We start from the raw sequence: 25338 nt of genomic DNA, 5'->3' as shown, positions 1-25338 counted from the left end.
TTAGGCTAACCTTCCCTCCGAACGGCCTCGGGTTCCCCGGCCGTCCCCTGCACGTACGAAAGCGGACTTCGCCATGCCCAAGCCCAGCTCCACGTTCCTCTCCCGCCGCGGCCTCGTCGCGGCGGGCGGCGCCCTCGGACTCGTCGCCGCGCTCACCGCGTGCGGTGGCGGCGACAAGGCGAAGGATGCTGACGGCCGCAAGGGCGGCACGGCCGCCGCCTCGGGCCCCTGGACCTTCAAGGACGATCTCGGCAAGGACGCCACCGCCAAGTCCACGCCGAAGAACATCGTGGCCTACACCGGCACCGCCGCCGCGCTGTACGACTACGGCGTGCAGGTCAAGGGCGTCTTCGGCCCGACCAAGCTCGCGGACGGCAAGCCCGACCCGATGGCCGGCTCGATGGACATCTCCAAGGTCGAGATCCTCGGGAACGTCTACGACGAGTTCAACGTCGAGAAGTACGCCTCCCTCAAGCCCGAGCTGCTCGCCACCAACACCTGGGACGGCTCGTACTGGTACGTCCCCGAGGCCTCCAAGGACAAGATCCTGAAGCTGGCCCCGGCCGCCGCGATCGGCGTGGGCGACAAGGCCACCATGGACAAGGCCCTGGAGCGCACGGCGGATCTCGCCAAGTCCCTCGGCGCCGACCTGAACTCCAAGAAGGCCGCCGACGCCAAGGCCCGCTTCGAGGCCGCCTCCGCCAAGGTCCGCGAGGCCGTCAAGGCCAACCCGGGCATCAAGGTGCTCGTCGGCTCCGCCGCCGACCAGCTCTTCTACGTCTCCACGCCGAAGACCTCGGCCGACCTCAAGTACTTCGAGTCCCTGGGCGTCGAGTTCGTCGCGCCCGAGCAGGACAAGCTGGACCCGCAGGGCTTCTACGAGAGCCTCAGCTGGGAGAACGCCGGCAAGTACAAGGCCGATCTCGTCCTGCTCGACAACCGCACCCAGGCCCTCCAGGCCGAGGCCCTGAAGGCCAAGCCGACCTGGAACGAGCTGCCCGCCGTCAAGGCCGGCCAGATCGCCCCGCGCGTGACCGAGCCGATCTACTCGTACGAGAAGTGCGCGCAGATCCTCGAGGACCTCGCCAAGGCGCTCCAGAACGCCAAGAAGGTCTCCTGATCCTCCCGGGCCGTGCCGTCGAAGCCCCGATCGGCCCTGCTTCGACGACACGGCCCGGGGCCCCACACCCCTTCCACCGGTCCTGACGCCGGGCTCCCGGCCACCGCCGGGGGCCCGGCGTCCGGCACTGACCGCCCGGCACCCACCCGCCGCCGGCGCCACCTTCGACTCCCAGGGGGGACTCGCGCATGACCGCCACCGCATCCGAGGCCGGGCAGGCCGCGGCGCACTTCCGCTTCTTCACGATGGAAGTGCTCCGCACGCGCCGCCTCGGCCGCTCGTTCCTGCGCGTGACCTTCGGCGGGGAGTCCCTGGCGGGCTTCAGGTCCGGCGGCTACGACCAGAGCCTCTCGCTCTTCCTGCCGCCCCCGCACGCCGAGCACACCGAACTGCCCTCCACCGACGAGGACACCTGGTTCGCGGCCTGGCGCGGGATGCCGGACGCCGAACGCCCGGTGATGCGCTCGTACACCGTGCGCGATCAGCGGCGCACGGAGGACGGCGCGACGGAGGTCGACATCGACTTCGTCCTCCACGGGGACGCCTCCCCGGCCTCCCGCTGGGCGGGCAGGGCCGTCACCGGCCGCCGGATCATGGCGATCGGGCCGGCGGTCGCACAGAACAAGTCCGTCCGCTTCCAGCCCCCGGCGGCCACGGACGCGTACCTGATGTACGCCGACGAGACCGCCCTGCCCGCGGCCTGCGCCATCCTGGACCGGCTGCCCGCCGGGGCCCGGGTCAAGGCATGGTTCGAGGTCCCGCACCCGGACGACCGGCTCGCCCCGCACACCCGCGCCGACGCGGACATCACCTGGATCGTGCGCGAGGGGGGCGCGTCCGGCCCCGAGCGGGCGGCCCGCGTGGTGGACGCGGTCCGGGCGGCGGAACCGCCCGCCGCCGAGGCCCCGTACGCCTGGCTCGCGGGCGAGGCGGGCACGGTGCGCGCCGTCCGGCGCCACCTGGTGGGGGAGCGCGGCACAGACCGGCGCGCGGTGCGCTTCACCGGGTACTGGCGGCTGGGGGCGAGCGAGGAACAGCTGCTCGCCGAGGCGTACGCGGGCCGGGCCCCGAGCGAGGACCCGGCGTCCGAGCTGTAGCCGACTCCTGCGCGGAGCAGGGACATTGACGGAGGAGGGCCCCGGCACACGCCGGGGCCCTCCTCCGTTTGTACTACAACTTAGGTTAGGCTAACCTAACTCACGCACCCCACCCCACCCCTCCCCCGCCCCCCGCTTCCCCATGCCCGGAGGAAAAGTTGATGCGCACGCATCTGCTGAACGAGACGACCGCGGACCTCTACCGGCGATCCGTCACCGAGGGCGTCGACCGCGTCGCGGCCCGGCTCGCCACCACGCGGCGGCCCCACACCGGCATATCCGTCGACGCACTCGCCCCGGTCATCGACGGGATCGACCTCGACGCGCCGCTGGCCGACACCGCCGCCGCACTCGCCGAGCTGGAGGACGTCTACCTCCGCGACGCCGTCTACTTCCACCACCCGCGCTACCTGGGCCACCTCAACTGCCCGGTGGTCATCCCCGCGGTGGTCGGCGAAGCGGTCCTGTCGGCCGTCAACTCCTCCCTCGACACCTGGGACCAGTCCATCGGCGGCACCCTGATCGAGCGCCGCCTGATCGACTGGACCGCCCGGCGCATCGGGCTCGGGGAGGGCGCGGACGGCGTCTTCACCTCCGGCGGCAGCCAGTCGAACTTCCACGCCCTGCTCCTCGCCCGCGACGAGGCCTGCCGGACCGTCATGCAGCGCGCCCACGAGGCGGGGGCGGGGATCACCAAGGCCGAAGTGCTGCCGAAGCTGCGCATCTTCACCTCCGAGGCCAGCCACTTCAGCGTCCAGAAGTCCGCCGCCATGCTGGGCCTCGGCTACGAGGCCGTCATCCGCGTGCCCGTCGACCGCAACCGCCGCATGGACACCGCCGTACTGGCCCTGGAGCTGGAGAGCTGCGCCGGCGAGGGCCTCTTCCCCATGGCCGTCGTCGCCACCGCCGGCACCACCGACTTCGGGTCCATCGACCCGCTGCCCGAGATCGCCCGCCTGGCCGCGGAGCACTCCGCGTGGATGCACGTGGACGCCGCCTACGGATGCGGACTGCTGGTCTCCCCGACCCGCCGGCACCTCCTCGACGGCATCGAGAAGGCCGACTCGGTCACCGTCGACTACCACAAGTCGTTCTTCCAGCCCGTGAGCTCCAGCGCGATGCTGGTCCGCGACCGCCACACCCTGCGGCACGCCACCTACCACGCGGACTACCTCAACCCGCGCCGGATGGCCGAGGAGCGGATCCCCAACCAGGTCGACAAGTCCATCCAGACCACGCGCCGCTTCGACGCCCTCAAGCTCTGGATGACCCTGCGCGTCATGGGCGCCGACGGCATCGGCTCCCTCTTCGACGAGGTCGTCGACCTGGCCGCCGCCGGCTACGAGGTCCTCGCCGCCGACCCGCGCTTCGAGGTCGTCGTCGAACCGCAGATCTCCACCCTGGTCTTCCGCTTCCTCCCCGCGGGCGAGCCGCGCCCCGACCTCGTCGACGAGGCACAGCTGCACGCCCGCAAGGCCCTGTTCGCCTCCGGCGAGGCCGTCGTCGCCGGCACCAAGGTGGACGGGAAGCAGTACCTGAAGTTCACCCTCCTCAACCCGCAGACCACGACGGCCGACATCGCGGCCGTCCTCGACCTCCTCGCCGCACACGCCGAGCAGTTCCTGGGAGAATCCCTTGCCGTCCACCACTGAGCCCCACGACTTCATCGGCATCGGCCTGGGCCCCTTCAACCTGGGACTCGCCTGCCTGACCGCGCCCATCGGCGAGCTCGACGGCCTGTTCATCGAGTCGAAGCCGCACTTCGAGTGGCACGCCGGCATGTTCCTGGACGGCGCCCACCTGCAGACCCCGTTCATGTCGGACCTGGTCACCCTCGCCGACCCGACCTCGCCCTTCTCCTTCCTGAACTACCTGAAGGACAAGGACCGGCTGTACTCCTTCTACATCCGGGAGAACTTCTACCCGCTGCGCGCCGAGTACAACGACTACTGCCGCTGGGCCGCCGACCGGCTCGACAACGTCCTGTACTCCACCTCCGTCACCGAGGTCACCTACGACGAGGCCGCCGGCCTGTACGAGGTCCACACCGACCGCGGCGGGACCCACCGCGCCCGCCGCCTCGTCCTCGGCACCGGCACCCCGCCGCACGTCCCGGCGGCGTGCGAGGGCCTCGGCGGGGACTTCCTGCACAACTCCACGTACATGCAGCACAAGGAGCGGCTCCAGCGGAAGAAGTCGATCACCCTGATCGGCTCGGGCCAGAGCGCCGCCGAGATCTACTACGACCTGCTCGCCGAGATCGACGTCCACGGCTACCGGCTCGACTGGATCACCCGCTCACCGCGCTTCTTCCCGCTGGAGTACACCAAGCTCACGCTGGAGATGACCTCTCCGGAGTACGTGGACTACTTCCACGCCCTCCCCGAGGACACCCGCTACCGGCTGGAGACCCAGCAGAAGAACCTCTTCAAGGGCATCGACGGCGACCTCGTCAACGCCATCTTCGACCTGCTCTACCAGAAGAGGATCACCATGCCGGGCGCGGTCCCCACGACGCTGCGCACCAACACCTCCCTCAACAGCACGGCGTACGACACCACCACCGGCACCTACACCCTGGGCCTGCGCCAGGAGGAGCAGGAGCGGGACTTCTCCCTCACCACGGAGGGCCTGGTCCTGGCCACGGGCTACACGTACCGGATCCCGGACTTCCTGGCCTCCGTCCGCGGCCGGCTGAACTTCGACGGCCGCGGCCGCCTGGACGCCGCCCGCAACTACAGCGTCGACGTGACCGGGCGCGGGGTGTACCTGCAGAACGGCACGACCCACAACCACTCCCTCACCTCGCCCGACCTGGGCATGGCCGCGTACCGCAACGCGTACATCGTCGGTGAGCTGCTCGGCCGCCAGCACTACAAGGTCGAGAAGTCCATCGCGTTCCAGCAGTTCGCGGCCCCGGAAGGCATCCACGCATGAGCACCACCCCAGAGCTCCTCTTCGCCCGCACCGACACGGCCCTCGGGACGTTCTCCCTCCGCCCCCTGGACCCCTTCTCGGACGCGGAACTCCTGCACGGCTGGGTCACGCACCCGAAGGCCGCGTTCTGGATGATGCAGGACGCCACCCTCACCGACGTCGAGCGCGAGTACGTCCGCATCACCGCGCACGAGCACCACCACGCCTTCATCGGCCTCCACGAGGGCCGCCCCGCCTTCCTGATGGAGAGCTACGACCCCTCGCGCCTGGAACTGGTCGGCCTGTACGAGGCGCAGCCCGGCGACGTCGGCATGCACTTCCTGGTCGCCCCCACCGAGACCCCGGTCAGCGGTTTCACCCGCGCGGTGATCACGACGGTGATGGCCGCCCTCTTCGCGGACCCCGCCACCCGGCGCGTCGTCGTCGAGCCGGACGTCCGCAACGAGGCGGTCCACGCCCTGAACGAGGCCGTCGGCTTCGTCCCCGAGCGCGAGGTCCGCAAGCCCGAGAAGGTCGCCCTGCTCAGCTTCTGCACCCGCGAGCAGTTCGAGGCCACCCAGCGGGGGTCGGTGTGAGCCTCGACGACGCCGTCTCCCACCTCTCCCCCGAGCTGTGGGCCCGCGCCAACCGCGCCCTGGTCCGCAAGGCCCTCGCGGAGTTCTCCCACGAACGCCTGCTGACCCCGGAGCCGCTGGGCGAGGACCTCTACTCCGTCCGCAGCGACGACGGGGCCGTCGAATACCGCTTCCGCTCGGCCCGGCTCGCCCTGGACCACTGGGCGGTGGACGAGCGGTCCATCACCCGCCACCACGACGGCGGGACCCTGGAACTGGACGCCCTGGACTTCCACATCGAGTTCCAGCGGACCCTGGGCCTGAGCGCGGAGGTGCTCCCCGTCTACCTCGAGGAGATCTCCTCCACCCTGGCGGGCACGGGCTTCAAGTACACGAAGCCGCAGCCGTCCTCCGCCACCCTCGCGAAGTCCGGCTTCCAGGACATCGAGACGGGCATGACCGAGGGCCACCCCTGCTTCGTCGCCAACAACGGCCGCCTGGGCTTCGGCGTGCACGAGTACCTGGCGTACGCGCCGGAGACGGCGAGCCCGGTCCACCTGGTGTGGGCGGCGGCCCACAAGGACGTCTCCACCTTCACGGCGGGCACGGGCCTGGACCACGACACGTTCATGCGCGGGGAACTGGGCGAAGCCGCGGTCGCCGGCTTCAGGGCCAGGCTGACCGCCCTGGACCTCGACCCGGAGGACTACCACTTCCTCCCCGTCCACCCCTGGCAGTGGTGGAACAAGACCACCGTCACCTTCGCGGCGGAGATCGCCAACCGCCGCCTGGTCCTGCTGGGCGAGGGCGAGGACGCCTACCTCCCGCAGCAGTCGATCCGCACCTTCTTCAACACCACCACCCCCACCAAGCACTACGTCAAGACGGCCATCTCGGTCCTCAACATGGGCTTCATGCGGGGCCTGTCCGCCGCCTACATGGAGGCCACCCCGGCCATCAACGACTGGCTGCACCAGCTGATCGAGTCGGACGAGGTCCTCCGGTCGGTCGACTTCTCGATCATCCGCGAGCGCGCGGCGATCGGCTACCACCACCGCCAGTACGAACGGGCCACGGACCGCTACTCCCCCTACCGCAAGATGCTGGCCGCCCTGTGGCGCGAGTCCCCGGTGAACTCCCTCCGCGAGGGCGAACGCCTGGCCACCATGGCCTCGCTCCTCCACGTCGACGCGGAGGGCCGCTCCTTCGCCGGCGCCCTGATCGCCGAATCGGGCCTCACCCCGGCGCAGTGGCTGAAGCCGTACCTCCGCGCGTACCTGCTGCCGCTCCTGCACTGCTTCTACCAGTACGACCTCGCGTATATGCCGCACGGCGAGAACACGATCCTGGTGATCAAGGACGGGGTGGTGCAGCGGGCGATCTTCAAGGACATCGCCGAGGAGATCGTGGTCATGGACCCGGACGCGGTCCTGCCCCCGGCGGTGGAACGCGTCCGCGCGGACATCCCGGAGGACATGAAGCTCCTGTCGGTCTTCACGGACGTCTTCGACTGCTTCTTCCGCTTCCTCAACGCGATCCTGGCCGAGGAGGGCATCTGCACGGAGGAGGTGTTCTGGCAGGCGGTGGCGGACTGCGCCCACGACTACCAGGACTCGGCCCCCGCCCTGGCGGACCGCTTCGCGCAGTACGACCTCTTCACCCCGGAGTTCCAGCTGTCCTGCCTGAACCGCCTCCAGCTGCGCGACAACAAGCAGATGGTGGACCTCGCGGACCCGTCGGCGGCCCTCCAGCTGGTCGGCACCCTCGAGAACCCCCTCGCGCCCTTCGCCCGGCGCTGACGCCCCGGAACGGGCGGGCTCCCGGAACGTCCTCCGGCAGCCCGCCCGCCGCCGTCCCCGGTGCCGGTGCCGGGCTACTCCCACGGCACCTCCGGCGAGCGGTAGTACGCGGTGCCCTGGGCTTCCAGGCGGGGGGACTGGGCGGCGAGGCGGGGGCGGTAGGTGTCCCAGCCGAGTGACGCGGCCGGGGACCAGCCGAGTTCCGCGATGCCCAGGAGGCGGGGGAAGGCCATCAGTTCCCAGTCGGCGCGGGTCGCGATGGTCTCCGTCCACAGGGGGGCCTCCACGCCCAGGACGGCGGATTCGGGGACGTCCGGGAGGTGGGCGCCCGGGTTCCACGAGTAGGAGCGCCGTACCGGGACGTACCCGGCCCAGGCCAGGCCCGGCTTCGTCGCCTTGTCGTACTTCATGTCCAGGTAGGCGCGGTCCGCCGGGGACAGGATCAGGGGGTGGCCCGCCCCGGCCGCCGCCGCGACCGCGGATTTCTCGGCCGCCGCCGTCCGGTCGTGGCCCCAGTACTGGAGGACCGCCCCCCGCGCCGGGCGGGCGTTCGCGAGCTGGTGCCAGGCCACCACCGTCTTGCCGTGCTTCGCCACCACCGCCTGGGCGCGGTCCATGAAGGCCGCGTAGTCCGCCGCCGGGGTGGAGTGGGCCTCGTCGCCGCCGATGTGGAGGTAGCGGCCGGGGGTGAGGGCGGCCAGCTCACCGAGGACGTCGTCGATGAACTCGTACGTGCGCTCCTCGCCCACGCACAGGGAGCTGAAGCCGACCTTGGTCCCGGTGTAGCGCTCGGGGGCCTTGCCGTCGCAGTTCAGCTCCGCGTAGGAGGCCAGGGCGGCGTTGACGTGGCCGGGCATGTCGATCTCGGGGACCACCTCGACGTAGCGCTCCGCCGCGTAGGCGACCAGGTCGCGGTACTCGGCCTTGCTCCAGTGGCCGCCGGGCCCGCCGCCGACCTCGCTCGCTCCGCCGTACGTCGCCAGGCGCGGCCAGGAGTCGATGGCGATCCGCCAGCCCTGGTCGTCGGTGAGGTGCAGGTGCAGGGTGTTGATCTTGTACTGGGCGAGCTGGTCGACGTACCGCTTGACCTGCTCCACCGGGAAGTGGTGGCGGGCGACGTCCACCATCGCCCCCCGGTACGCGAAGCGCGGGACGTCGGCGATCTCCCCGCCCGGGACCTCGCCCGCGCCCCGCACCGGCAGCAGCTGGCGCAGCGTCTGCCCGGCGTGGAAGAGGCCCGCCGGGGTGCGGGCGGTCAGGGTGACCCCGGAGGGGGTGGTCCGCAGGCGGTAGCCCTCGGCGCCCAGCTCCCGGGCCCGGTCGTCCAGCCGCAGCCGGATCCCGTCCCCCTCCTCCCCGTCGGCCACCGGCAGCGGCAGCCCGCTCGGCCCGCGCAGCTGGTCCGCCAGGAGCTCGCCCACCCGCCGCACCTCCCGCGGCGAGCCCGGCCCGGTACGGATCACCGTGCCCGCGCCGAAGCGGTACCCGGCGCCCGCGGCCCGGACGGAGGCCGGCGCGGGCAGGAGCCGTTCGTAGGGGGTGAGGGCGGCGGGACGCCCGGAGCCGGGTCTGGCGTCGTCTCCGTGCGCCTCGGCGCAGGAGACGGCGCCGCCGAGGGCGCCGAGGACGAGGAGGGTGCCGAGCGTGCGTCGCAGGACTCTCATGTGCCCAGGTATAGGCCGGACGGCCCCCCTTCGGGCCCCACATACCGGTGGGAGAATCACCGGATGGCGGAAATCATCCAGAAGGACGGTACGTGGACCTTCGACGGGGACGCGGTGCGCATCGTGCCGGGCCGCGACAAGGGGGTGGGGCTGCTCCGGCAGCACTTGGGCGAGGTGGTCGTGCCGCTGCGCGCGATCGCGGGGATCAGCTACGAGCCGGGGCGCAAGGCAGGCCGGCTGCGGCTCAGGCCGCGTGACGGGGCGGACCCGCTGCTCCAGGTGACGGGCGGGCGGCTGCCGGAGGCCTCCGACCCGTACCGGCTGGCCGTGGAGTCCGACCGGTCGGGGGTGGCGGAGTACTTCGTGGACGAGGTGCGCAACGCCCTGCTGCTCGACCAGGTCGATCCCGGACCCTGCGACGCGTACCTGTTGCCGGGACCCCCCGTGCCCGTCTCCTTCGGCGCGGGTGACGCCACGGCCTCCTTCGACGGCGACCGGGTGGTCCTGGAGTGGAACTGGACGGCGGAGGAGGCCAAGCGTTCGGGGGGTCCCTGCGAGTTCCGGGTCGCGGACGTGCGCGCGGTGGACTGGTACCCCTCGAAGGGCCTGGACCACGGCTGGCTGCGGTTCACCCTGGACGGCGCCCCTCCGGCCTCCGCGCCCAAGTACGACCGCTGCGCCGTGGAGCTCTTCGGCTTCAAGAAGGATCCGCTGATGGCGCTGGTCGCCGCGGCCGTGGCCGTGCGGATGCCCCACCCGGCGGCTCCCGCGCCCGAGGCGGCCGCGCCGCTGCCGCTGGCGGAGTCGGCCCCGGCGCTGGCGGGCGAGGCCGCGGACCACGACACCCTGCTGCGGCGGCTGCGCGAGGTGGGCGAGCTGCACCGGTCGGGCGTCCTCACCGCCGATGAGTTCTCGGCGGCGAAGGCGGCGATTTTGGGTCGTTTCTGACCAGGGAGTACCGGAATCTCCTCTTCCCTGGTCCAGACCAGCGGGATCCTGCCCGATGTCGGGCAGGATCTTTGCGTTTCACTCCTCGGACAGTCAATATCTACTGGTGCTCGACCGCCGCCCGTCGCATGACGACCTCGTCGACCACCTGGTGCGCAGCACCGCGCTGCGGCGCGGCGAGGCCGCCCGGGTGGTGCTCGACGTGCTCGCGTACTTCAACGAGACGACCGAGGAGTTCGTCCGCCGCCGCCACCGCGAGCTGCAGTCGGGCGGGGCGGTCAACGCGGAGATCTTCGAGCGGATCGCGGCCGAGCTGCCGCACCGCGCCGTGGCGCCACCGGAGCTCTCGCTCCGGCAGCTGCGCCGCATCGTCTACGGCTGACCGGGCCGGGGCGGCCGCGAGGGCCGCGCGCGGACGAGCAGGACACCGAACTTCAGGAGGGGCAAGACCGTATGTGTGGAATCGTCGGTTACATCGGCAAGCGTGACGTCGCACCGCTGCTGCTGGAGGGCCTGGCACGGCTCGAGTACCGCGGGTACGACTCCGCGGGCATCGTCGTCAACAGCCCGAAGGCCGCCGCCCTGAAGATGGTCAAGGCCAAGGGCCGCGTCCGCGACCTGGAGGCCCGCGTCCCCAAGCGCTTCGCCGGCACCACCGGCATCGCCCACACCCGCTGGGCCACCCACGGCGCCCCGAGCGACCTCAACTCGCACCCGCACCTCGACCCCGGGAACAAGGTCGCCGTCGTCCACAACGGCATCGTCGACAACGCCGCCGAGCTGCGCGCCAAGCTCGAGGCCGAGGGCGTCGTCTTCGCCTCGGAGACCGACACCGAGGTGATCACCCACCTGGTCGCCCGCTCCCAGGCCGACAGCCTGGAGGAGAAGGTCCGCGAGGCGCTCAAGGTCATCGAGGGCACCTACGGCATCGCCGTGATGCACGCCGACTTCGCCGACCGCATCGTCGTCGCCCGCAACGGCTCCCCGGTCATCCTCGGCATCGGCGAGAAGGAGATGCTCGTCGCCTCCGACGTGGCCGCCCTGATCGCGCACACCCGCCAGGTCGTGACCCTCAACGACGGCGAGATGGCCACCCTCAAGGCCGACGACTTCCGCACCTACACCACCAGCGGTACGACGACCACCGCCACCCCGGAGACCGTGGAGTGGGAGGCCGCCTCCTACGACATGGGCGGCCACGACACCTACATGCACAAGGAGATCTCCGAGCAGCCCGACGCGGTCGACCGCGTGCTGCGCGGCCGGATCGACGACCGGTTCAACACCGTCCACCTGGGCGGCCTGAACCTGGACCCGCGCGAGGCCCGCGGCATCCGCCGCGTCAAGATCCTGGGCTGCGGCACCTCGTACCACGCGGGCCTGATCGGCGCCGGCCTCATCGAGAGCCTGGCCCGCATCCCCGCGGACGCCGAGCCGGCCTCCGAGTTCCGCTACCGCAACCCGGTGGTGGACCCCGACACCCTCTACATCGCCGTCTCCCAGTCCGGTGAGACGTACGACGTCCTCGCGGCCGTCCAGGAGCTCAAGCGCAAGGGCGCCCGCGTCCTCGGCGTGGTCAACGTGGTCGGCTCGGCCATCGCCCGCGAGGCCGACGGCGGCGTGTACGTGCACGCCGGCCCGGAGGTCTGCGTCGTCTCCACCAAGTGCTTCACCAACACGGTGGTGGCCTTCGCGCTGCTCGCCGTGCACCTGGGCCGGATCCGGGACCTGTCGGTGACCGACGGCAAGCGGATCATCGACGGCCTGCGCCGGCTGCCCGCGCAGATCGAGGAGATCCTCAAGGGCGAGGAGGACATCAAGCGCCTCGCGGCCGAGTACGCCGACGCCAAGTCGATGATGTTCATCGGCCGGGTCCGGGGCTACCCGGTGGCCCTGGAGGCCTCCCTCAAGCTGAAGGAGATCTCCTACATCCACGCCGAGGCGTACCCGGCCTCCGAGCTGAAGCACGGCCCGCTCGCGCTGATCGAGCCCTCGCTGCCGACCGTCGCGATCGTCCCCGACGACGACCTGCTGGAGAAGAACCGCGCGGCCCTGGAGGAGATCAAGGCCCGCAGCGGCCGGATCCTGGCCGTCGCCCACCGCGAGCAGGAGAAGGCGGACCACACCATCGTGGTCCCGAAGAACGAGGACGAGCTGGACCCCATCCTGATGGGCATCCCGCTCCAGCTGCTGGCGTACCACATCGCCCAGGCCCTGGGCCGGGACATCGACAAGCCGCGCAACCTCGCGAAGTCCGTCACCGTCGAGTAGTCACGGCCGAGCAGTACCACCGCGCTTGCACGTCGGCCGGGGAGGGGCGACCTCCCCGGCCGGCGCGACGGGGGTGCCACCGGAACTCCGGCGGCACCCCCGTCCGTTCACCCGTGGTACGGGCCCGTCAGCCCGCGGCGACCGCGCGCCCCGAGGTCCTGCCCAGCGCCATCGGCCAGTTGGCCAGCGCGGCGGTGGCCCCGTACCAGGCCAGCAGTCCGGACACGGCCGCGACCCAGCCGCCCGCCTTCGCCAGACCGGCGCCGTCCACGAAGGCCCCGACGGCCAGCAGCGCGAGGGAGAGGGTGAGCAGGCCGTACACGCCCTGGCCGAACAGCCCGCTCGACGCGGCGAGCGTGAGGGTCAGCGCGAGCAGCGCGAAGAGGACCAGAAACGTTCCGGCCGCCTCGTCGGAGACCTGGGCTCCCGCGCCCTTGGCCCAGGTGAACCAGAAGACGCCGAGGCCGGCGAAGGCGGTGCCGTTGAAGCCGTCGCCGCCGCGGTATTCGAGGAGGCCGAGGAGGAAGAGGGCCGCGCCGCCGACGTACATCGCGAGCGGCACGGAGTGGGCGGCGGTCACACCGGAGAGGATCCCCGTGTGGCCGATACCGAAGGCGAGGAGGGTGAGCCCCAGGGCGATGTTGCCCAGGGTCGAGGTCGAGGCCGTGCTTCCCGCAGAGACACCGTTGTCCACGGCGGGCTCCCTTCGATCTGCAGTTGTGTGCTGCGTCCCAGCAGCATTTATCTACCCTTTACAAGAGGGTTCACAACCGCACGAGCGACGTACAGCGGGTCACGGAATGACAACAACGGGTCGCTGCGCCCGCTTCGCCAGCCGTCCCGCGACCGAGCCGAAGATCCGTCCGACGATCCCGTGAGTGGAACCGACCACGATGGCGTCCGCCGAGTACTCCCGGCCGACCTCCTCCAGTTCGTGGCAGATGTCACCCCCGCGCTCGACGAGGATCCACGGAACCTCGGACAGGTAGTCCGCGCAGGCCAGCTCCAGACCGAGCACCTCGGTGCGGTGGTCGGGCACGTCCACGAAGACGGGCGGCTCGCAGCCGGCCCACACCGTGGTGGGGAGCCGGTTCGCCACGTGGACGATGATCAGACCGGAACCGGAACGCCGGGCCATGCCGATCGCGTAGGCCAGGGCCCGCTCGCTGGACGTGGAGCCGTCGAAGCCCACCACCACGCCGTGCCGGAAGGCCGGGTCGCAGGGGTGACGTGTCTGTTCCACCGCGCGCAGGTCGCTCGATACGGAATCGGCGAAGGGTTTGCGCTTGCGGTCCGCGGGTTCGGAGAATTCGTGACCGGCCATGGGTGTCTCGGCGAAGAGTCCTCGGGGGAAGCGACAGGGGCGGTTTCGGCGACTCGGACTTTCTGACGACGGGGGCCTGGATCACGGACGTTTTTGACGACGCAGTGTGACCGGGTTCTGTCCTGGAAGCATCTTCCCAAGCCCTTACCCCCCAGGGTACGGCGACACTCCTGTCCTGCACAGGGCATGCCGCCCTTGGAGAGCGTCCCAGGGAGCATGCCGGAGCGCGGGCGGCTTGGCAATGGCAGCTGTCCCCTACAGCCAGTGACGAGGGACCCCCCGCGCCACCCGTGCGCGCAGTGACCGGGGCCCGGCCGGGGCGTTGGACAGGAGTCCGACCGTCCAGGAAGAGCCCGCAGGGAGTACGCCGTGCCCGGTCATCCGGTTCACCCCGTCCAGCCCGTCCAGCCCGCTCCGATGACGCGGTCCGCCCGGTCCGCCCGCTCCGCGCCGTCGACCGCGCGCGCCCCGCTTCACCCGTCCGTGCGGTCCGCCGGACGCGCCCATGACGACCCGGCGGGTGACGTGGTGCGCTGGGCCGCCTTCAGCTGCCTGCTCGTGCCCGTGGTCCTGGTGGTCTACGGGACCTCGTACGGCGGGGCCGCCGTGGCGACCCTGGGGCTGGCCGCCGTCACCGCCGCCTGCCGGGTGCTGCTGCGGTACTCGGAGAAGGCGGCACGGGCCGCCGCCCGCGTGCGGTCGGAGGATCCGCTTCCGTCCGCCCACCGGGGCCGGCACTCCCGCACCGGGGCGGGTTCCCACCGCGGCTGCCACGGTTCCGGTGGCCTGTCCCCTCACGACTGACCGGTTCGTACGTACACACCCGGTTGTTTTCGGCCAACTTCCGGACCCCGTGCTTCCCTTGCCGGAATGTTCCGCCGACCCCGTCACCACCAGCGACTACGGGCGAGAGGGGACGATTCGACCCCGTGAGTACTGGCCACGGCCGGATCGCGGGCTATCCGGGCGGGTAGCGGAGTGGAACGCTTCCTGATCGAATGCTTTTCGCCAAGTTGCCAAGTCGACATAGCGCTGCGTGCTGAACTTGTCACGCCGACACCACGGGACGCAGTAGATTCGATCATGTATTTACGGCGGGGGATCCACGTGCAAGGCCGAGGGGAAACGTGCAGGTGCGACCAGACCAAGGAGTCGCGACACCCAAGGGGGGCTTAGCGCCATGAGCCAGGATTCCACCGCCGCCGTCGTCGCCGACGCGGGCCGGAAGCTCGCGGGGCGTCGCCGCAGGGAGATCGTCGCGGTGCTGCTGTTCAGCGGCGGACCGATCTTCGAGAGTTCCATTCCGCTGTCCGTGTTCGGGATCGACCGCCAGGACGCGGGAGTTCCACGCTACCGACTGCTCGTGTGCGCCGGGGAGGACGGTCCCCTGCGGACCACCGGCGGACTCGAACTGACCGCGCCGTACGGGCTGGAGGCGATCGCCCGGGCGGGCACGGTCGTCGTTCCGGCCTGGCGCTCCATCACCTCGCCCCCGCCGCCGGAAGCGCTCGACGCGCTGCGCCTGGCGCACGAGGAGGGGGCCCGGATCGTCGGCCTGTGCACGGGAGCCTTCGTGCTCGCCGCCGCCGGCCTGCTGGACGGCCGGCCCGCGACGACGCACTGGATGTACGCGCCGACGCTCGCCAAGCGCTACCCGTCCGTCCACGTCGACCCGCGCGAGCTGTTCGTCGACGACGGCGACGTGCTGACGTCCGCGGGCACCGCGGCCGGAATCGACCTGTGCCTGCACATCGTGCGCACGGACCACGGCAGCGAGGCGGCCGGGGCACTGGCCCGCCGGCTCGTCGTCCCGCCGCGCCGCACCGGCGGCCAGGAGCGCTACCTCGACCGGTCGCTGCCCGAGGAGATCGGCGCCGACCCGCTCGCCGAGGTCGTCGCCTGGGCACTGGAACACCTCCACGAGCAGTTCGACGTGGAGACGCTGGCCGCCCGCGCCTACATGAGCAGGCGCACCTTCGACCGGCGGTTCCGCTCCCTCACCGGCAGCGCTCCGCTCCAGTGGCTGATCACGCAGCGGGTGCTCCAGGCGCAGCGGCTGCTGGAGACCTCCGACTACTCGGTCGACGAGGTCGCCGGACGCTGCGGCTTCCGGTCGCCGGTCGCCCTGCGCGGCCACTTCCGGCGGCAGCTGGGGTCCTCCCCGGCCGCCTACCGCTCCGCCTACCGCGCACGCCGGCCGCAGGCCGAGGTGTCCCCGGTGTCGGAGATGCAGGGCTCCCCGCTGCCGCACCAGCGCACTCCGCAGCCCCAGCGGGCCGCGGCGGCCCTGGCCGCCTCGGGCCCGAGCGTCACCGAGCTGTACGCCCCGAGCCGGGTGCTGCGCGAGCACGCGTAGCCGTCCCCGCACGAGCGAAGAGGTCCCCCGCACCGGCCGAGCACCGGTACGGGGGACCTTCGGCATAAGGTGGGGCGCATGAACGATCGCATGGTGTGGATCGACTGCGAGATGACCGGGCTCTCGTTGACGGACGACGCACTTATCGAGGTGGCCGCACTGGTCACCGACTCGGAGCTCAACGTGCTCGGCGAAGGCGTGGACATCGTGATCCGCCCGCCGGACGCGGCCCTGGAGACCATGCCGGACGTGGTGCGCGAGATGCACACCGCCTCCGGGCTGCTCGACGAGCTGGCCGCCGGCACGACCCTGGCCGACGCCGAGGCGCAGGTCCTGGCGTACGTACGGGAGCACGTGAAGGAGCCGCGCAAGGCCCCGCTGTGCGGGAACTCCGTCGGCACCGACCGCGGATTCCTCTCGCGCGACATGCCCGCGCTGGAGGGCCACCTGCACTACCGGATCGTGGACGTGTCCTCGGTCAAGGAGCTGGCGCGCCGCTGGTACCCGCGGGCGTACTTCAACAGTCCGCCGAAGAACGGCAACCACCGGGCGCTCGCGGACATCAAGGAGTCCATCGCCGAGCTCCGCTACTACCGGGAAGCGGTCTTCGTGCCGCAGCCCGGACCCGACTCGGACACCGCCCGGGCCATCGCCGCCAAGCACGTGGTGACGGACGCGTAGTCCCCCGGAGGGGGGCGCGGGGGAAAGGTGGAGCGAGCACCCTCCCGGACCCTGTACCCTTTTCTTCGGCCGGTCGTTCTGCGACCGGACATGGTGGGTGTAGCTCAGCTGGTAGAGCACCTGGTTGTGGTCCAGGTGGCCGCGGGTTCAAGTCCCGTCACTCACCCTGCGGGAAGGCCCCGGTTCGCGAGAGCGGACCGGGGCCTTCTGCGTTCCCGGACCTCGGTGCGCCCCCGCGCCGGCCCGTGGACGATCGGTTCCGCCGGCGGGCCGGGTCCCGGTCCTGCGGGTCCTACGGGGACGTCCGCATCTCGGCCAGGCCCTTCGCCAGGTCCTCCGCGTTCATGACGGGGGCGACCTCCAGCTCCGCGTTGAACTGGAGGAAGAGGTCCTCCAGGAGCGGCGGCAGCTGCGCGCTGTCCTGGAGGTCGAAGACCATCCAGCAGGAGCGCACGCCCTCGTGGAGGCCGAAGTAGGCCGCCTCCGGCTTGGTCCTCTCCATCAGGTCCTTCATGGACCTGGGCAGGGATCCGTTCTTGATGCCCTCGTTGGTGGCGGCCGTGTCCATGTGGGCCCTGAGCATGACTCTCATGCGTGGCTCCTTCCGTCACGGCCACCCTCGGCGCGGTCCGGGGGCGCCGCAACATGTGCGCCCCCGTCCGGGCGGAGGGGCCGCCGGCGTGGACGCGGGCCGGTGCGGGGCACGGTCCGTGCCGCAGTCCGGCGGGGCGTCTCAGTCCAGGATTCCGACGTCGTAGAAGAAGCGGTACCGGTCGGGGTCGTCCGGCAGGAACCAGTGGAAGCCCTCCTCCAGGAACACCGCCACGACGTTGACGGCGAGGACCAGGCCCAGGAAGGCCAGGACGAGGATGCCCGCCGTCCGGTGCGGGCCGGGCGCGGCGGTGGGGACGGTCCGCCCGGCCGTGGCGTGGGCGAGGGCGAGGACGACGCCGATCGCGACGACCGAGGCGGAGAAGAGGATCCACGCCCACACGTACAGGTGCAGGCCCAGCGCCGTGCTGCCGTAGCCCTTGTCGCCGGGGAGGACGTGCAGCATCGTCTGCCGCCACGCGGTGAAGGAGCCGCCCATCACCGCGACCAGGGCCATGCCCCAGCCCGTCATGTAGTCCCGGCCGGTCACCGCGCCCACGGTGAGGGCCGTGCGGACGATGTACCCGGCCCCGATCGCCGCCAGCAGCATGAACATCCGCTGCACGACGCAGAGCGGGCAGGGGTACTCCCACAGCGCGAACTGGTAGAAGAGGCCGCCGCAGACGACCGCCGTCCAGCCGGCGGCGAAGAAGCAGGCGAACCAGTACTGGGCCCGCGCCAGCAGGCCGCTCTCCAGGGGCGCCTCCGGCAGGAGGCTGCTCATCGTGGCCACGGGTCAGTAGCTCAGGTCGAGGGCGAGGCCGCTGGTGATGTGGTGCGCCATCAGCAGGAGGACGGCGACCAGCATGGTCCACCAGGCGCCGAGCACCACGGTCCGGGAGGTATCCCGGTACATGGCGACGAGGGTGGCGAGGATCCCGCCGAAGATGAGGGTGTCCATGGGGCGGACCGTACCGACCTGCGGACTTCGGCCCCGCGAGGCGCGCCCCCGGGTAAGCCGGTTGCCCCGCCGGGCCCGGCGGCCCGGGTCAGCCGCCCCGGCGCCTGCGGCGGCCGCGCCGGCCGCGCGCCCCGCGCTCGCCGCCCCGGGCCCGGTCGTCCAGCGCGATCCACACCCGCACCTCGGTCCCGCCGAGCACCGAGCGGCCCAGCCGTACGTCGCCGCCCGTGGACTCGGCGACCCGGCGCACGATGTCCAGGCCGAGCCCGGTGGAGCCGTCGCGGGCGCCGTCGTTGCCGCGCCGCAGGGCGGCGGCCGGGTCGGCGATCCCGGGGCCGCCGTCCGAGACGAGGACGATGACGGCGTCCCCGGCGTCGTGCACGTCCACCGCGAAGGGGGTGGCCTCCGGGGTGTGCCGGAAGACGTTGCCGAGCATGGCGTCGAGGGCCGCCGCCAGCTCGGGGCGGGCCACGGGGACGCGTACGGTGCGGTCCACGCCGGCGAGCCGGACCTCGCGGCCCTCGTCCTCCGCGAGCGCCGACCAGAAGGCCATCCGGTCGCGGATCACCTCGGAGGCGTCACAGCCGGCGGTGGCCGCGGCGGCGGGCGGGCGCTGCTCGCGTGCGGTGCGGATGATCGTGTCGACCTCCCGTTCCAGCTGCTCCACCGCCGCCCGGGTGTGTTCGGCGGCCGGGCCGTCGCCGAGGGAGGCGGCGTTGAGCCGCAGCACGGTCAGGGGGGTGCGCAGCCGGTGGGAGAGGTCGGCGGCGAGTTCGCGCTCGTTGGTGAGGAGTTCGACGACCTGGTCGGCCATCGAGTTGAACGCGACGGCCGCCGAGCGGAGTTCCTTGGGCCCCTCCTCGGGGACCCGTGCGCCGAGCCTGCCCTCACCCAGCTGGTGCGCGGCGTCCGCGAGGCGTTCGGCGGGGCGCACCAGGCGGGCGCCGAGCCGGTCGGCGACGGCCACCGAGCCGATGACGAGGGCGAGCCCGACCCCGCCGAGGATGAGCCAGGCGGTGGTGACCCCGTTGCTGACCTCGCTCTCCGGCACGTAGATCTCGATCACCGCGATGTCGCCGGAGCCGAGGGCGACGGGCTGGAGCAGCGCCGAACCGCCGCCGGGCACGCCGGCGGTGGTCGCCCGCCCCAGGGAGCGGGTCTCGGCCACCGCGTCCGCTCCGGCGCGTCCGTCGCCGATGTCCACGGGGGCGGCGCCGCCGATCGCCGGGACGTGGACGGCCATCCGCCCGGCGGCGCCCATCTCGGTGGACTCCACGGCCCGGCGCAGCTGGGCCGGGTCGGTGGTGATGGACAGGGTCGGTCCCATGGTGGCGGCCTGCCGTTCGGCGTTGGAGAAGGCCCGGTCGCTGGCCATCTCCCGCACGACCATCGCGAGCGGCGCCGCGAAGGCGAGGACCACCATGGTCGTGACGGCGAGGCACACCTTGACCAGCGCCCACCTCACGGCGTCCGCCTCACGACGCCCGGCCGACGGCGCGCCCGGCCGCCGGCGCCGCGTCTCACAGCGGGGGCTCCAGCTTCACGCCGACGCCGCGCAGGGTGTGCAGGTAGCGCGGCCGGGCGGCGGTCTCGCCGAGCTTGCGGCGCAGCCAGGACAGGTGCACGTCGATGGTCTGGTCGTCCCCGTACGACTGCTGCCAGACCTCGGCGAGCAGTTCGCGCCGGGCCACGACCACTCCGGGGCGTCCGGCGAGGAAGGCCAGCAGGTCGAACTCCCGCCGGGTGAGGTCGAGCACCGCGCCGTCGAGTTCGGCCTGGCGGCGCAGCGGGTCGATGGCGAGCCCGCCGACGCGCAGCACGCGCGAGGGCGCTTCGGCCCCGGCGGCGCGGGCGCGGCGCAGGACGGCGGCCATCCGGGCGGAGAGGTGCTCGACGGAGAAGGGTTTGGTCAGGTAGTCGTCGGCGCCGTCGTTGAGCAGCCGGACGATCTCGGCCTCGTCGTCGCGGGCGGTGGCGATGATCACCGGTACGTCGGTGATGCCGCGCAGCATCTTCAGGGCCTCGGAGCCGTCGAGGTCGGGCAGTCCGAGGTCGAGGATGACCACGTCGAAGGGGTGGTGGGCGACTTCGCGCAGGGCCTCCAGGGCCGTGCCGACGCTCCGGACGGTGTGCGAGGCCTCGGTCAGGTGCCGGATGAGGGCGGAACGTACGAACTGGTCGTCCTCGACCACGAGCACACTAGCCATGGGCGCACGGTAGTCCATCCGGGCGACGCGGGGAGCTGCCGGGCCGGGTCTGTGACGGGTGGTGCAGTATGTGCCCTGATGCGACGAGGACCTGTACATGCCATGGCCTGGGTGCTGGCGACCGCCGCCGCGGCGACCCTGTCGTGGTGGGGTGTGCACACCGTGCTGGCCGGGACCGCCTACGATCCCCCGCGCGCGGTGCCGCTGACGGCCGGGGGGCCCGGCGGGCCGGCGCCGTCCCCGGCCACGCGGGGGCCGGACCCGACGCCTGGGCCTTCGGGTTCGGTTTCCGCCCCGTCCTCCGCGTCCCCTTCGGCGGTCCCGCCCGCGCCGGCCGGTGCGGGCGCGTCCTCGCCGGCGAAGCCGCAGCAGGTGCCGCCGACGGGCCGGCGCCCGTACCCGGAGGGCGGCCAGGGAGGCGCGCCCGGCACGGTGAAGAACTACTCGGTGTCGGGCGGCCGGGTCGTCTTCGACCTCGGGACCTCCTCGGCCGCGCTGGTCTCGGCGACCCCGGAGGCCGGCTGGCGCATGCAGGTGTGGAAGCAGGACTTCTGGATCCGGGTCACCTTCACCCAGGGCGGCCGCGAGGTGTCGGTGTTCTGCACCTGGCACGACCATCCGCCGGCGGTGGAGATCGTCGACCCGTAGGGCGGGTCAGCGGAAGACCGAGGGCGGCGGCTGCGGGGAGGCCACCGCCGAGGCGTCGGCGACCGGGGCCGCGCCGCCGGTGAAGTCGGCCAGGGCGCGGCCGTGCTCGACCCGGCCGGGGTGCGGGTCGCTCGCCACGCGGCGGGTGAACTCCGCGACGGGCAGCTCCTGGTCGGAGGCCACGAGCACCGCGTTGCCGAAACGTTTCCCCCGCCAGACCACGGGATCCGCCGCCAGCGCCAGCCGGGCGAACCGCGAGGCGGCCGTGGCGACCTGGCCCCGCAGGTGCGCCAGCGGCGGACCGTCCGCGAGGTTGGCCACGTACCACCCGGTGGGCGCGAGCGCCCGGCGTACGTCGTCCAGGAACTCCACGCTGGTCAGGTGGGCCGGCGTGCGCGCCCCGCCGAACACGTCCGCGATCACCAGGTCCGCCCAGCCGTCGGGCACCTTCGCGAGCCCCGCCCGCGCGTCCACGGCCCGTACGCGGATCCGCGCCTGGGGGTCCAGCGGCAGGTGTTCCCGTACGAACGCCACCAGGGCCGCGTCGATCTCCACCACCTGCTGCGTGGAGCGGGGGCGGGAGGCGGCCGTGTAGCGGGCCAGGGTGAAGGCGCCGCCGCCCAGGTGCACCACGTTCAGGGGCTGCCGGGCGGGCGCGGCGAGGTCGATCAGGTGGCCGATCCGGCGCTGGTAGGCGAAGTCCAGCCGAGCGGGGTCGTCCAGGTCCACATGGGACTGCGGGGCCCCGTCGATCAGCAGGGTCCAGGCGCGGGGGCGCTCGCGGTCCGGTGCCAGCTCGGCGAGCCCGCCGCCCACCTGCCCGGTGACCGGCCCGGCGTCCGGTATCGCGCCGCCCCTGTCACCCCTGTCCCTGCCCTTGCTCTTGCCTTTGCCTGCCACTCCCCCATTATGGCTGGTCAGCGCCTCAGCGGCAGTTGTCGGCCGCCTCGATCAGCCGCGCCGCCTCGCCGAGCGCGGCCCGCAGGACCTCCGGGTCGGTGACCGGCCCCACGGCCTCGGGGGGCAGCAGCCAGCCCGCGCTGCCGGAGACGGGCGGGACGGCGTCGCCGAAGCGCATGCCGCGCCCGTTGGTCTGCGTACAGGCACTGCCGGGCAGGTCCCAGGCGTCGGCGGTGCCGGGCGGGACGAGGAAGCCGAGGGTGTCGCCGGAGCCGTCGTGCAGCACCGGGCCGACGCCGGGGGCCGCCAGACCGGCCCCGCGGCGGATGATGTCCACCGCCTCCAGCCCCTGGCGGGTGGGCACGGTCACCAGGTCCGGGGCCGCGGCGAAGGCATGCGGCGGGAGGGGCGGCGCGACGGGCGGATGGACGGGACCCGGGACCGGGCTCGGAGCCGGGTGGGCCGCGCAGGGCGCGGCCGCGGTGTTCGTTCCGATGCTGTCCATGCCGGCCTCCGCCAAGGGGAACCCCTCCTCGATCCGTATCCGCATGGGTTCAACGCACGGAAGCGTCAACGGGTGCGGCGGCAAGACGCCGCAAAGGATGGCAGTTCATGGCGGATCGCGGGTGAGATATCCGTTTTGTAGCCAAACACCACATCAAGCGCCTCTCCCCGGCGGTACGTTCGTGCGCGCCGGAGCCCTGACTCCGGGGCGAGACCGACACGGATCGAAGGGGGTCCCGCGGGACCCCTTGGGATCGTCCAGAGAGGCACACGTCCATGGCGGCGTTCCCCCACTCACCCAACTCCTCCTTCCGCGGGCTGCGCGGGCAGCGCTCACCGGCCGAGTTCGCGGGCCTGGTCCGGCGCGCGGCCCGGGAGATCGGCGAAACGGTTTCCTGCGACGCCCGCTACATCGGCCGGGTCGAGTCCGGCGAGATCCGCTGCCCCAACTACGCCTACGAACGCGTCTTCCTCCACATGTTCCCCGGCCACACCCTGGCCGACCTCGGCTTCTCCCCCCGCGAGACCGTGCGCGGCCGCTCCGCGCAGCGCGCGCGGCCCGCGCCCCAGACCCCCACCCACCCCGTCCGGCGTCCCAAGGAGAGCGACGTGCTGCGCCGCGCGTTCATGACCGGCGGGTCCGCCACCGTGGCGGCCGCCACCCTCAGCCTCACCCTGCTCGGCGACGGCCGCCGGATCCCCTCCCGCGCCGGTGAGGCCGAGGCCGCCGCGGTCGAGGACGCGGTGCGCCAGATCCGGCTCCTGGACGACCGGCACGGCGCCGACGCCCTCTACCGGCGGGCGGCACAGCCCCTGAGGACCGCCTACGCCCTGCTCGACGCGGGCGCCACCCGGCAGTCCACCGAGGACCGGCTGCACGCCGGGGCCGGGGAACTGGCCGTCTCGGTGGGCTGGCTGGCGCACGACTCGGGCCGCTTCGAGGACGCCCGCTCGCACTACGCCGAGGCCCTGGCCACCGCCCGGGTCGCGGGCGACGCCGCCCTGGAGGCGCACGCCTTCAGCAACATGGCCTTCCTGGCCCGGGACCGCGGCCGTCCCCGCGAGTCGGTGCGGGCCGCCCAGGCGGGGCGGCAGGCGGCCCGCTCGCTCGGTTCGCCCCGGCTGCTCGCGCTGCTGGCGCTGCGCGAGGCGGGCGGCTGGGCCGGGCTCGGGGACCGCAGGGCGTGCGAGGAGTCCCTGGCCCGGGCACACGCGGAGTTCGCGCGGGGCGCGTCGCCCGCCGACCCGGAGTGGATGTCCTTCTTCGGCGAGGCGGAGCTGGAATCGCTGGAGTCCCGCTGCTGGGCCGCGCTCGGGGAGCACGCCCGCGCGGCCCGGCACGCCCGGCGCGCGGCCGACCTCCAGGACCCGCACTTCGCGCGGAACGTGGCCCTCTACACGGCGGAACTCGCCGACGACCTGGCCCGGGCGGGCGCGCCCGACGAGGCGGCCTGGGCGGGCGGACGGGTACTGGACCTGCTGGCCGAGGTCGGCTCGACCCGCATCCGGTCGATGCTGGCGGGCACGGCCCGCACCCTGGTCCCGCACCAGCGCTCCCCGCGCGTCGGCGCCTTCCTGGCCCGGCACGCCCAGGCCTGAGCGGGGCCGTCTCTTCCGGATCGTGCCTGACCCGCGCCGCCCGGCACCGCGGGCTCGACCGCCAAGATCCGACAGAGACGACCGGCCCTTCCCGTCAGGGGCCGACGTACTCGAAGACCCCGCCGTCGGGGTGGCGCAGCACGGCCCGGCGGCCGTTCGGGGTCTCGGCAGGAGCGGCGACCACCTCGGCACCGGCTCCGCGGGCCCCGGCCACCGCGGCGTCCAGGTCGGCCACGGCCAGGGTGGCCGCCACCCCGGCGAACCGCCCGGCGGCCCCGTCCGGCCCGGAGAAGAGCAGGAACGGTCCGGTGGCGGCCAGTTCCAGGCCGGCGAAGGCGAACCGGGTGGCCGGCTCCCCGGTGAGCTTCTCGTAGAACGCCGCCGCCGTTTCCAGGTCGGCCACGCGCCGGCGCAGCACCACAGAGCTGATCGTCATACCGTGATCGTCTCAAACCCGCCCCGGAGCACGGGAGTTGGGTCAGCCCTCCAGGTGCCCGGTGTCGTTCCAGCGCTCCAGCGCCGGGGCACCGTAGGCCCAGCCCAGGACCGACAGGGAGGTGGGCTCCAGCCGGATGCGGGCGCCGAAGGAGGCCTCGAAGCCGAGCCAGCGGGCGGCGAGGGTGCGCAGGATGTGGCCGTGGGCGAAGACGAGGACGTCACGCTCCGCCGAGCGGGCCCAGGTCACGACCTCGTCGGCGCGCGCCGCGACGTCGGCGACGGACTCGCCGCCGGGGACCCCGTCGCGCCAGATCAGCCAGCCGGGCCGGACCGCCTGGATCTCGGCCGGGGTCATGCCCTCGTAGTCGCCGTAGTCCCATTCCATGAGGGCGTCCCAGGGGTCGGCCTGGGCCCCGTAACCGGCCAGGTCGCAGCTCTCGCTGGCGCGGACCAGCGGGCTGGTGCGCACCTCCAGGCCGCGCAGGCCCGCCCAGGGCTCCCGGGCCAGGCGCTCGCCCAGCCGCTTCGCCCCCAGCCTGCCCTCCTCCAGCAGCGGCACGTCCGTGCGTCCGGTGTGCTTGCCGAGCCGGGACCATGCCGTCTGCCCGTGGCGGGCCAGCAGGATGCGGGGGGCCATCTGTGTTTCTCCCGGTCCTTGGGGGTTCACCCCTCCAGGGGCGATGGGGTCGTCCGTCCATCATCCCCGACGGGAAAAGGGGGACGCCCCGCCGGCCGGAGG

The 25338-nt window shown here is 72.7% G+C and carries 26 protein-coding genes and 1 tRNA gene; 15 read left to right on the top strand and 12 right to left on the bottom strand.

The genetic code is table 11. The annotated features are described in order from the left end of the window. Window positions 1–73: 73 nt before the first annotated feature. The 6 genes from ACZ514_RS20255 (at window position 74) to ACZ514_RS20230 (ending at window position 7507) form a co-directional block, all read left to right on the top strand. The gene (locus ACZ514_RS20255) at window positions 74–1120 is read left to right on the top strand and encodes an ABC transporter substrate-binding protein (RefSeq protein WP_469125293.1); all 1047 of its coding nucleotides are present in this window, start codon (window positions 74–76) and stop codon (window positions 1118–1120) included. A 188-nt stretch (window positions 1121–1308) separates the two neighbouring features. Continuing rightward, a complete protein-coding gene (locus ACZ514_RS20250) occupies window positions 1309–2217 on the top strand; it encodes a siderophore-interacting protein (RefSeq protein WP_469125292.1) in 909 nt (302 codons plus the stop codon). 161 nt (window positions 2218–2378) lie between these two features. After that, window positions 2379–3869, top strand: coding sequence for a pyridoxal phosphate-dependent decarboxylase family protein (locus ACZ514_RS20245; protein WP_468172027.1), 1491 nt, complete (start codon window positions 2379–2381; stop codon window positions 3867–3869). Then, the gene (locus tag ACZ514_RS20240) at window positions 3853–5154 is read left to right on the top strand and encodes a lysine N(6)-hydroxylase/L-ornithine N(5)-oxygenase family protein (RefSeq protein ID WP_469125291.1); all 1302 of its coding nucleotides are present in this window, start codon (window positions 3853–3855) and stop codon (window positions 5152–5154) included. The genes ACZ514_RS20245 and ACZ514_RS20240 overlap by 17 nt, the downstream gene beginning before the upstream one ends. Continuing rightward, entirely contained in the window at window positions 5151–5729 is a 579-nt protein-coding gene (locus tag ACZ514_RS20235; protein ID WP_468172021.1) for a GNAT family N-acetyltransferase, read from the top strand. Before ACZ514_RS20240 ends, ACZ514_RS20235 begins: the two co-directional genes overlap by 4 nt. Beyond that, the gene (locus ACZ514_RS20230; RefSeq protein WP_468172018.1) at window positions 5726–7507 is read left to right on the top strand and encodes an IucA/IucC family protein; all 1782 of its coding nucleotides are present in this window, start codon (window positions 5726–5728) and stop codon (window positions 7505–7507) included. Before ACZ514_RS20235 ends, ACZ514_RS20230 begins: the two co-directional genes overlap by 4 nt. 74 nt (window positions 7508–7581) lie before the next feature. Here ACZ514_RS20230 and ACZ514_RS20225 read toward each other — a convergent pair whose 3' ends face one another. Then, entirely contained in the window at window positions 7582–9171 is a 1590-nt protein-coding gene (locus tag ACZ514_RS20225; protein ID WP_469125290.1) for a beta-N-acetylhexosaminidase, read from the bottom strand. Between the two features lie 63 nt (window positions 9172–9234). Between ACZ514_RS20225 and ACZ514_RS20220 the strand changes: the two genes are divergently transcribed. The 3 genes from ACZ514_RS20220 to glmS all read left to right on the top strand — a co-directional run bounded on the left by ACZ514_RS20220 (window position 9235) and on the right by glmS (window position 12390). Beyond that, window positions 9235–10119: a DUF4429 domain-containing protein gene (locus ACZ514_RS20220; RefSeq protein WP_468172012.1), complete on the top strand. Its 885-nt coding sequence runs from the start codon at window positions 9235–9237 to the stop codon at window positions 10117–10119. A 106-nt stretch (window positions 10120–10225) separates the two neighbouring features. After that, window positions 10226–10501 (top strand): hypothetical protein, encoded by a 276-nt coding sequence (locus tag ACZ514_RS20215; RefSeq protein WP_388938730.1) that lies wholly within the window; start codon window positions 10226–10228, stop codon window positions 10499–10501. 71 nt (window positions 10502–10572) lie between these two features. Next, complete coding sequence (glmS, locus tag ACZ514_RS20210; protein WP_468172009.1) at window positions 10573–12390, top strand: glutamine--fructose-6-phosphate transaminase (isomerizing); 1818 nt, start codon at window positions 10573–10575, stop codon at window positions 12388–12390. A 127-nt stretch (window positions 12391–12517) separates the two neighbouring features. Here the strand turns inward: glmS and ACZ514_RS20205 are convergent, their stop codons facing one another. Continuing rightward, window positions 12518–13084, bottom strand: a complete 567-nt coding sequence (locus tag ACZ514_RS20205; protein WP_469125289.1) for a GPR1/FUN34/YaaH family transporter — start codon at window positions 13082–13084, stop codon at window positions 12518–12520. A gap of 99 nt (window positions 13085–13183) precedes the next feature. Beyond that, complete coding sequence (locus ACZ514_RS20200; protein ID WP_468172003.1) at window positions 13184–13714, bottom strand: universal stress protein; 531 nt, start codon at window positions 13712–13714, stop codon at window positions 13184–13186. 483 nt (window positions 13715–14197) lie between these two features. On the opposite strand from ACZ514_RS20200, the gene ACZ514_RS20195 reads away from it, so the two are divergent. The 4 genes from ACZ514_RS20195 (at window position 14198) to ACZ514_RS20180 (ending at window position 16917) form a co-directional block, all read left to right on the top strand. Next, a complete protein-coding gene (locus ACZ514_RS20195) occupies window positions 14198–14518 on the top strand; it encodes a hypothetical protein (protein WP_469125288.1) in 321 nt (106 codons plus the stop codon). Window positions 14519–14894: 376 nt separating this feature from the next. Then, window positions 14895–16070 (top strand): helix-turn-helix domain-containing protein, encoded by a 1176-nt coding sequence (locus ACZ514_RS20190; protein ID WP_467886515.1) that lies wholly within the window; start codon window positions 14895–14897, stop codon window positions 16068–16070. Window positions 16071–16148: 78 nt separating this feature from the next. Then, window positions 16149–16751, top strand: a complete 603-nt coding sequence (gene orn / locus ACZ514_RS20185) for an oligoribonuclease (RefSeq protein ID WP_467886517.1) — start codon at window positions 16149–16151, stop codon at window positions 16749–16751. Between the two features lie 93 nt (window positions 16752–16844). After that, window positions 16845–16917 (top strand) — tRNA-His (locus ACZ514_RS20180). Between the two features lie 126 nt (window positions 16918–17043). Here ACZ514_RS20180 and ACZ514_RS20175 read toward each other — a convergent pair. The 5 genes from ACZ514_RS20175 to ACZ514_RS20155 all read right to left on the bottom strand — a co-directional run bounded on the left by ACZ514_RS20175 (window position 17044) and on the right by ACZ514_RS20155 (window position 20510). Continuing rightward, the gene (locus tag ACZ514_RS20175) at window positions 17044–17343 is read right to left on the bottom strand and encodes a hypothetical protein (protein ID WP_468171997.1); all 300 of its coding nucleotides are present in this window, start codon (window positions 17341–17343) and stop codon (window positions 17044–17046) included. A 141-nt stretch (window positions 17344–17484) separates the two neighbouring features. After that, complete coding sequence (locus tag ACZ514_RS20170) at window positions 17485–18126, bottom strand: disulfide bond formation protein B (RefSeq protein WP_468171994.1); 642 nt, start codon at window positions 18124–18126, stop codon at window positions 17485–17487. Between the two features lie 12 nt (window positions 18127–18138). Next, window positions 18139–18303: a DUF5993 family protein gene (locus tag ACZ514_RS20165; RefSeq protein ID WP_468171991.1), complete on the bottom strand. Its 165-nt coding sequence runs from the start codon at window positions 18301–18303 to the stop codon at window positions 18139–18141. Between the two features lie 88 nt (window positions 18304–18391). Continuing rightward, window positions 18392–19768, bottom strand: a complete 1377-nt coding sequence (locus tag ACZ514_RS20160; RefSeq protein ID WP_469125287.1) for a sensor histidine kinase — start codon at window positions 19766–19768, stop codon at window positions 18392–18394. 55 nt (window positions 19769–19823) lie between these two features. After that, window positions 19824–20510, bottom strand: a complete 687-nt coding sequence (locus ACZ514_RS20155) for a response regulator transcription factor (protein WP_468171985.1) — start codon at window positions 20508–20510, stop codon at window positions 19824–19826. A gap of 102 nt (window positions 20511–20612) precedes the next feature. On the opposite strand from ACZ514_RS20155, the gene ACZ514_RS20150 reads away from it, so the two are divergent. Next, complete coding sequence (locus ACZ514_RS20150; RefSeq protein WP_468699688.1) at window positions 20613–21158, top strand: hypothetical protein; 546 nt, start codon at window positions 20613–20615, stop codon at window positions 21156–21158. A 6-nt stretch (window positions 21159–21164) separates the two neighbouring features. On the opposite strand, the gene ACZ514_RS20145 is transcribed toward ACZ514_RS20150, so the two are convergent. Together ACZ514_RS20145 and ACZ514_RS20140 are read right to left on the bottom strand one after the other, a co-directional pair. Next, entirely contained in the window at window positions 21165–22058 is an 894-nt protein-coding gene (locus tag ACZ514_RS20145) for a spermidine synthase (RefSeq protein WP_468699687.1), read from the bottom strand. Between the two features lie 25 nt (window positions 22059–22083). Continuing rightward, the gene (locus ACZ514_RS20140) at window positions 22084–22563 is read right to left on the bottom strand and encodes a hypothetical protein (RefSeq protein WP_468699686.1); all 480 of its coding nucleotides are present in this window, start codon (window positions 22561–22563) and stop codon (window positions 22084–22086) included. Between the two features lie 275 nt (window positions 22564–22838). Here ACZ514_RS20140 and ACZ514_RS20135 point away from each other — a divergent pair, with 275 nt between their 5' ends. Continuing rightward, on the top strand, window positions 22839–24161 hold the full coding sequence (locus tag ACZ514_RS20135; protein WP_469125286.1) for a tetratricopeptide repeat protein: 1323 nt from the start codon (window positions 22839–22841) through the stop codon (window positions 24159–24161). A gap of 94 nt (window positions 24162–24255) precedes the next feature. On the opposite strand, the gene ACZ514_RS20130 is transcribed toward ACZ514_RS20135, so the two are convergent. Together ACZ514_RS20130 and ACZ514_RS20125 are read right to left on the bottom strand one after the other, a co-directional pair. After that, complete coding sequence (locus ACZ514_RS20130; RefSeq protein ID WP_468171970.1) at window positions 24256–24597, bottom strand: VOC family protein; 342 nt, start codon at window positions 24595–24597, stop codon at window positions 24256–24258. Window positions 24598–24639: 42 nt separating this feature from the next. After that, window positions 24640–25236, bottom strand: a complete 597-nt coding sequence (locus ACZ514_RS20125; RefSeq protein WP_468171967.1) for a histidine phosphatase family protein — start codon at window positions 25234–25236, stop codon at window positions 24640–24642. Window positions 25237–25338: the final 102 nt, after the last annotated feature.

This window comes from Streptomyces sp. NPDC034086 (assembly GCF_055575515.1).
The sequence above is the reverse complement of the archived record's forward strand: the minus strand, read 5'-3'. Positions and strand labels throughout refer to the sequence as shown.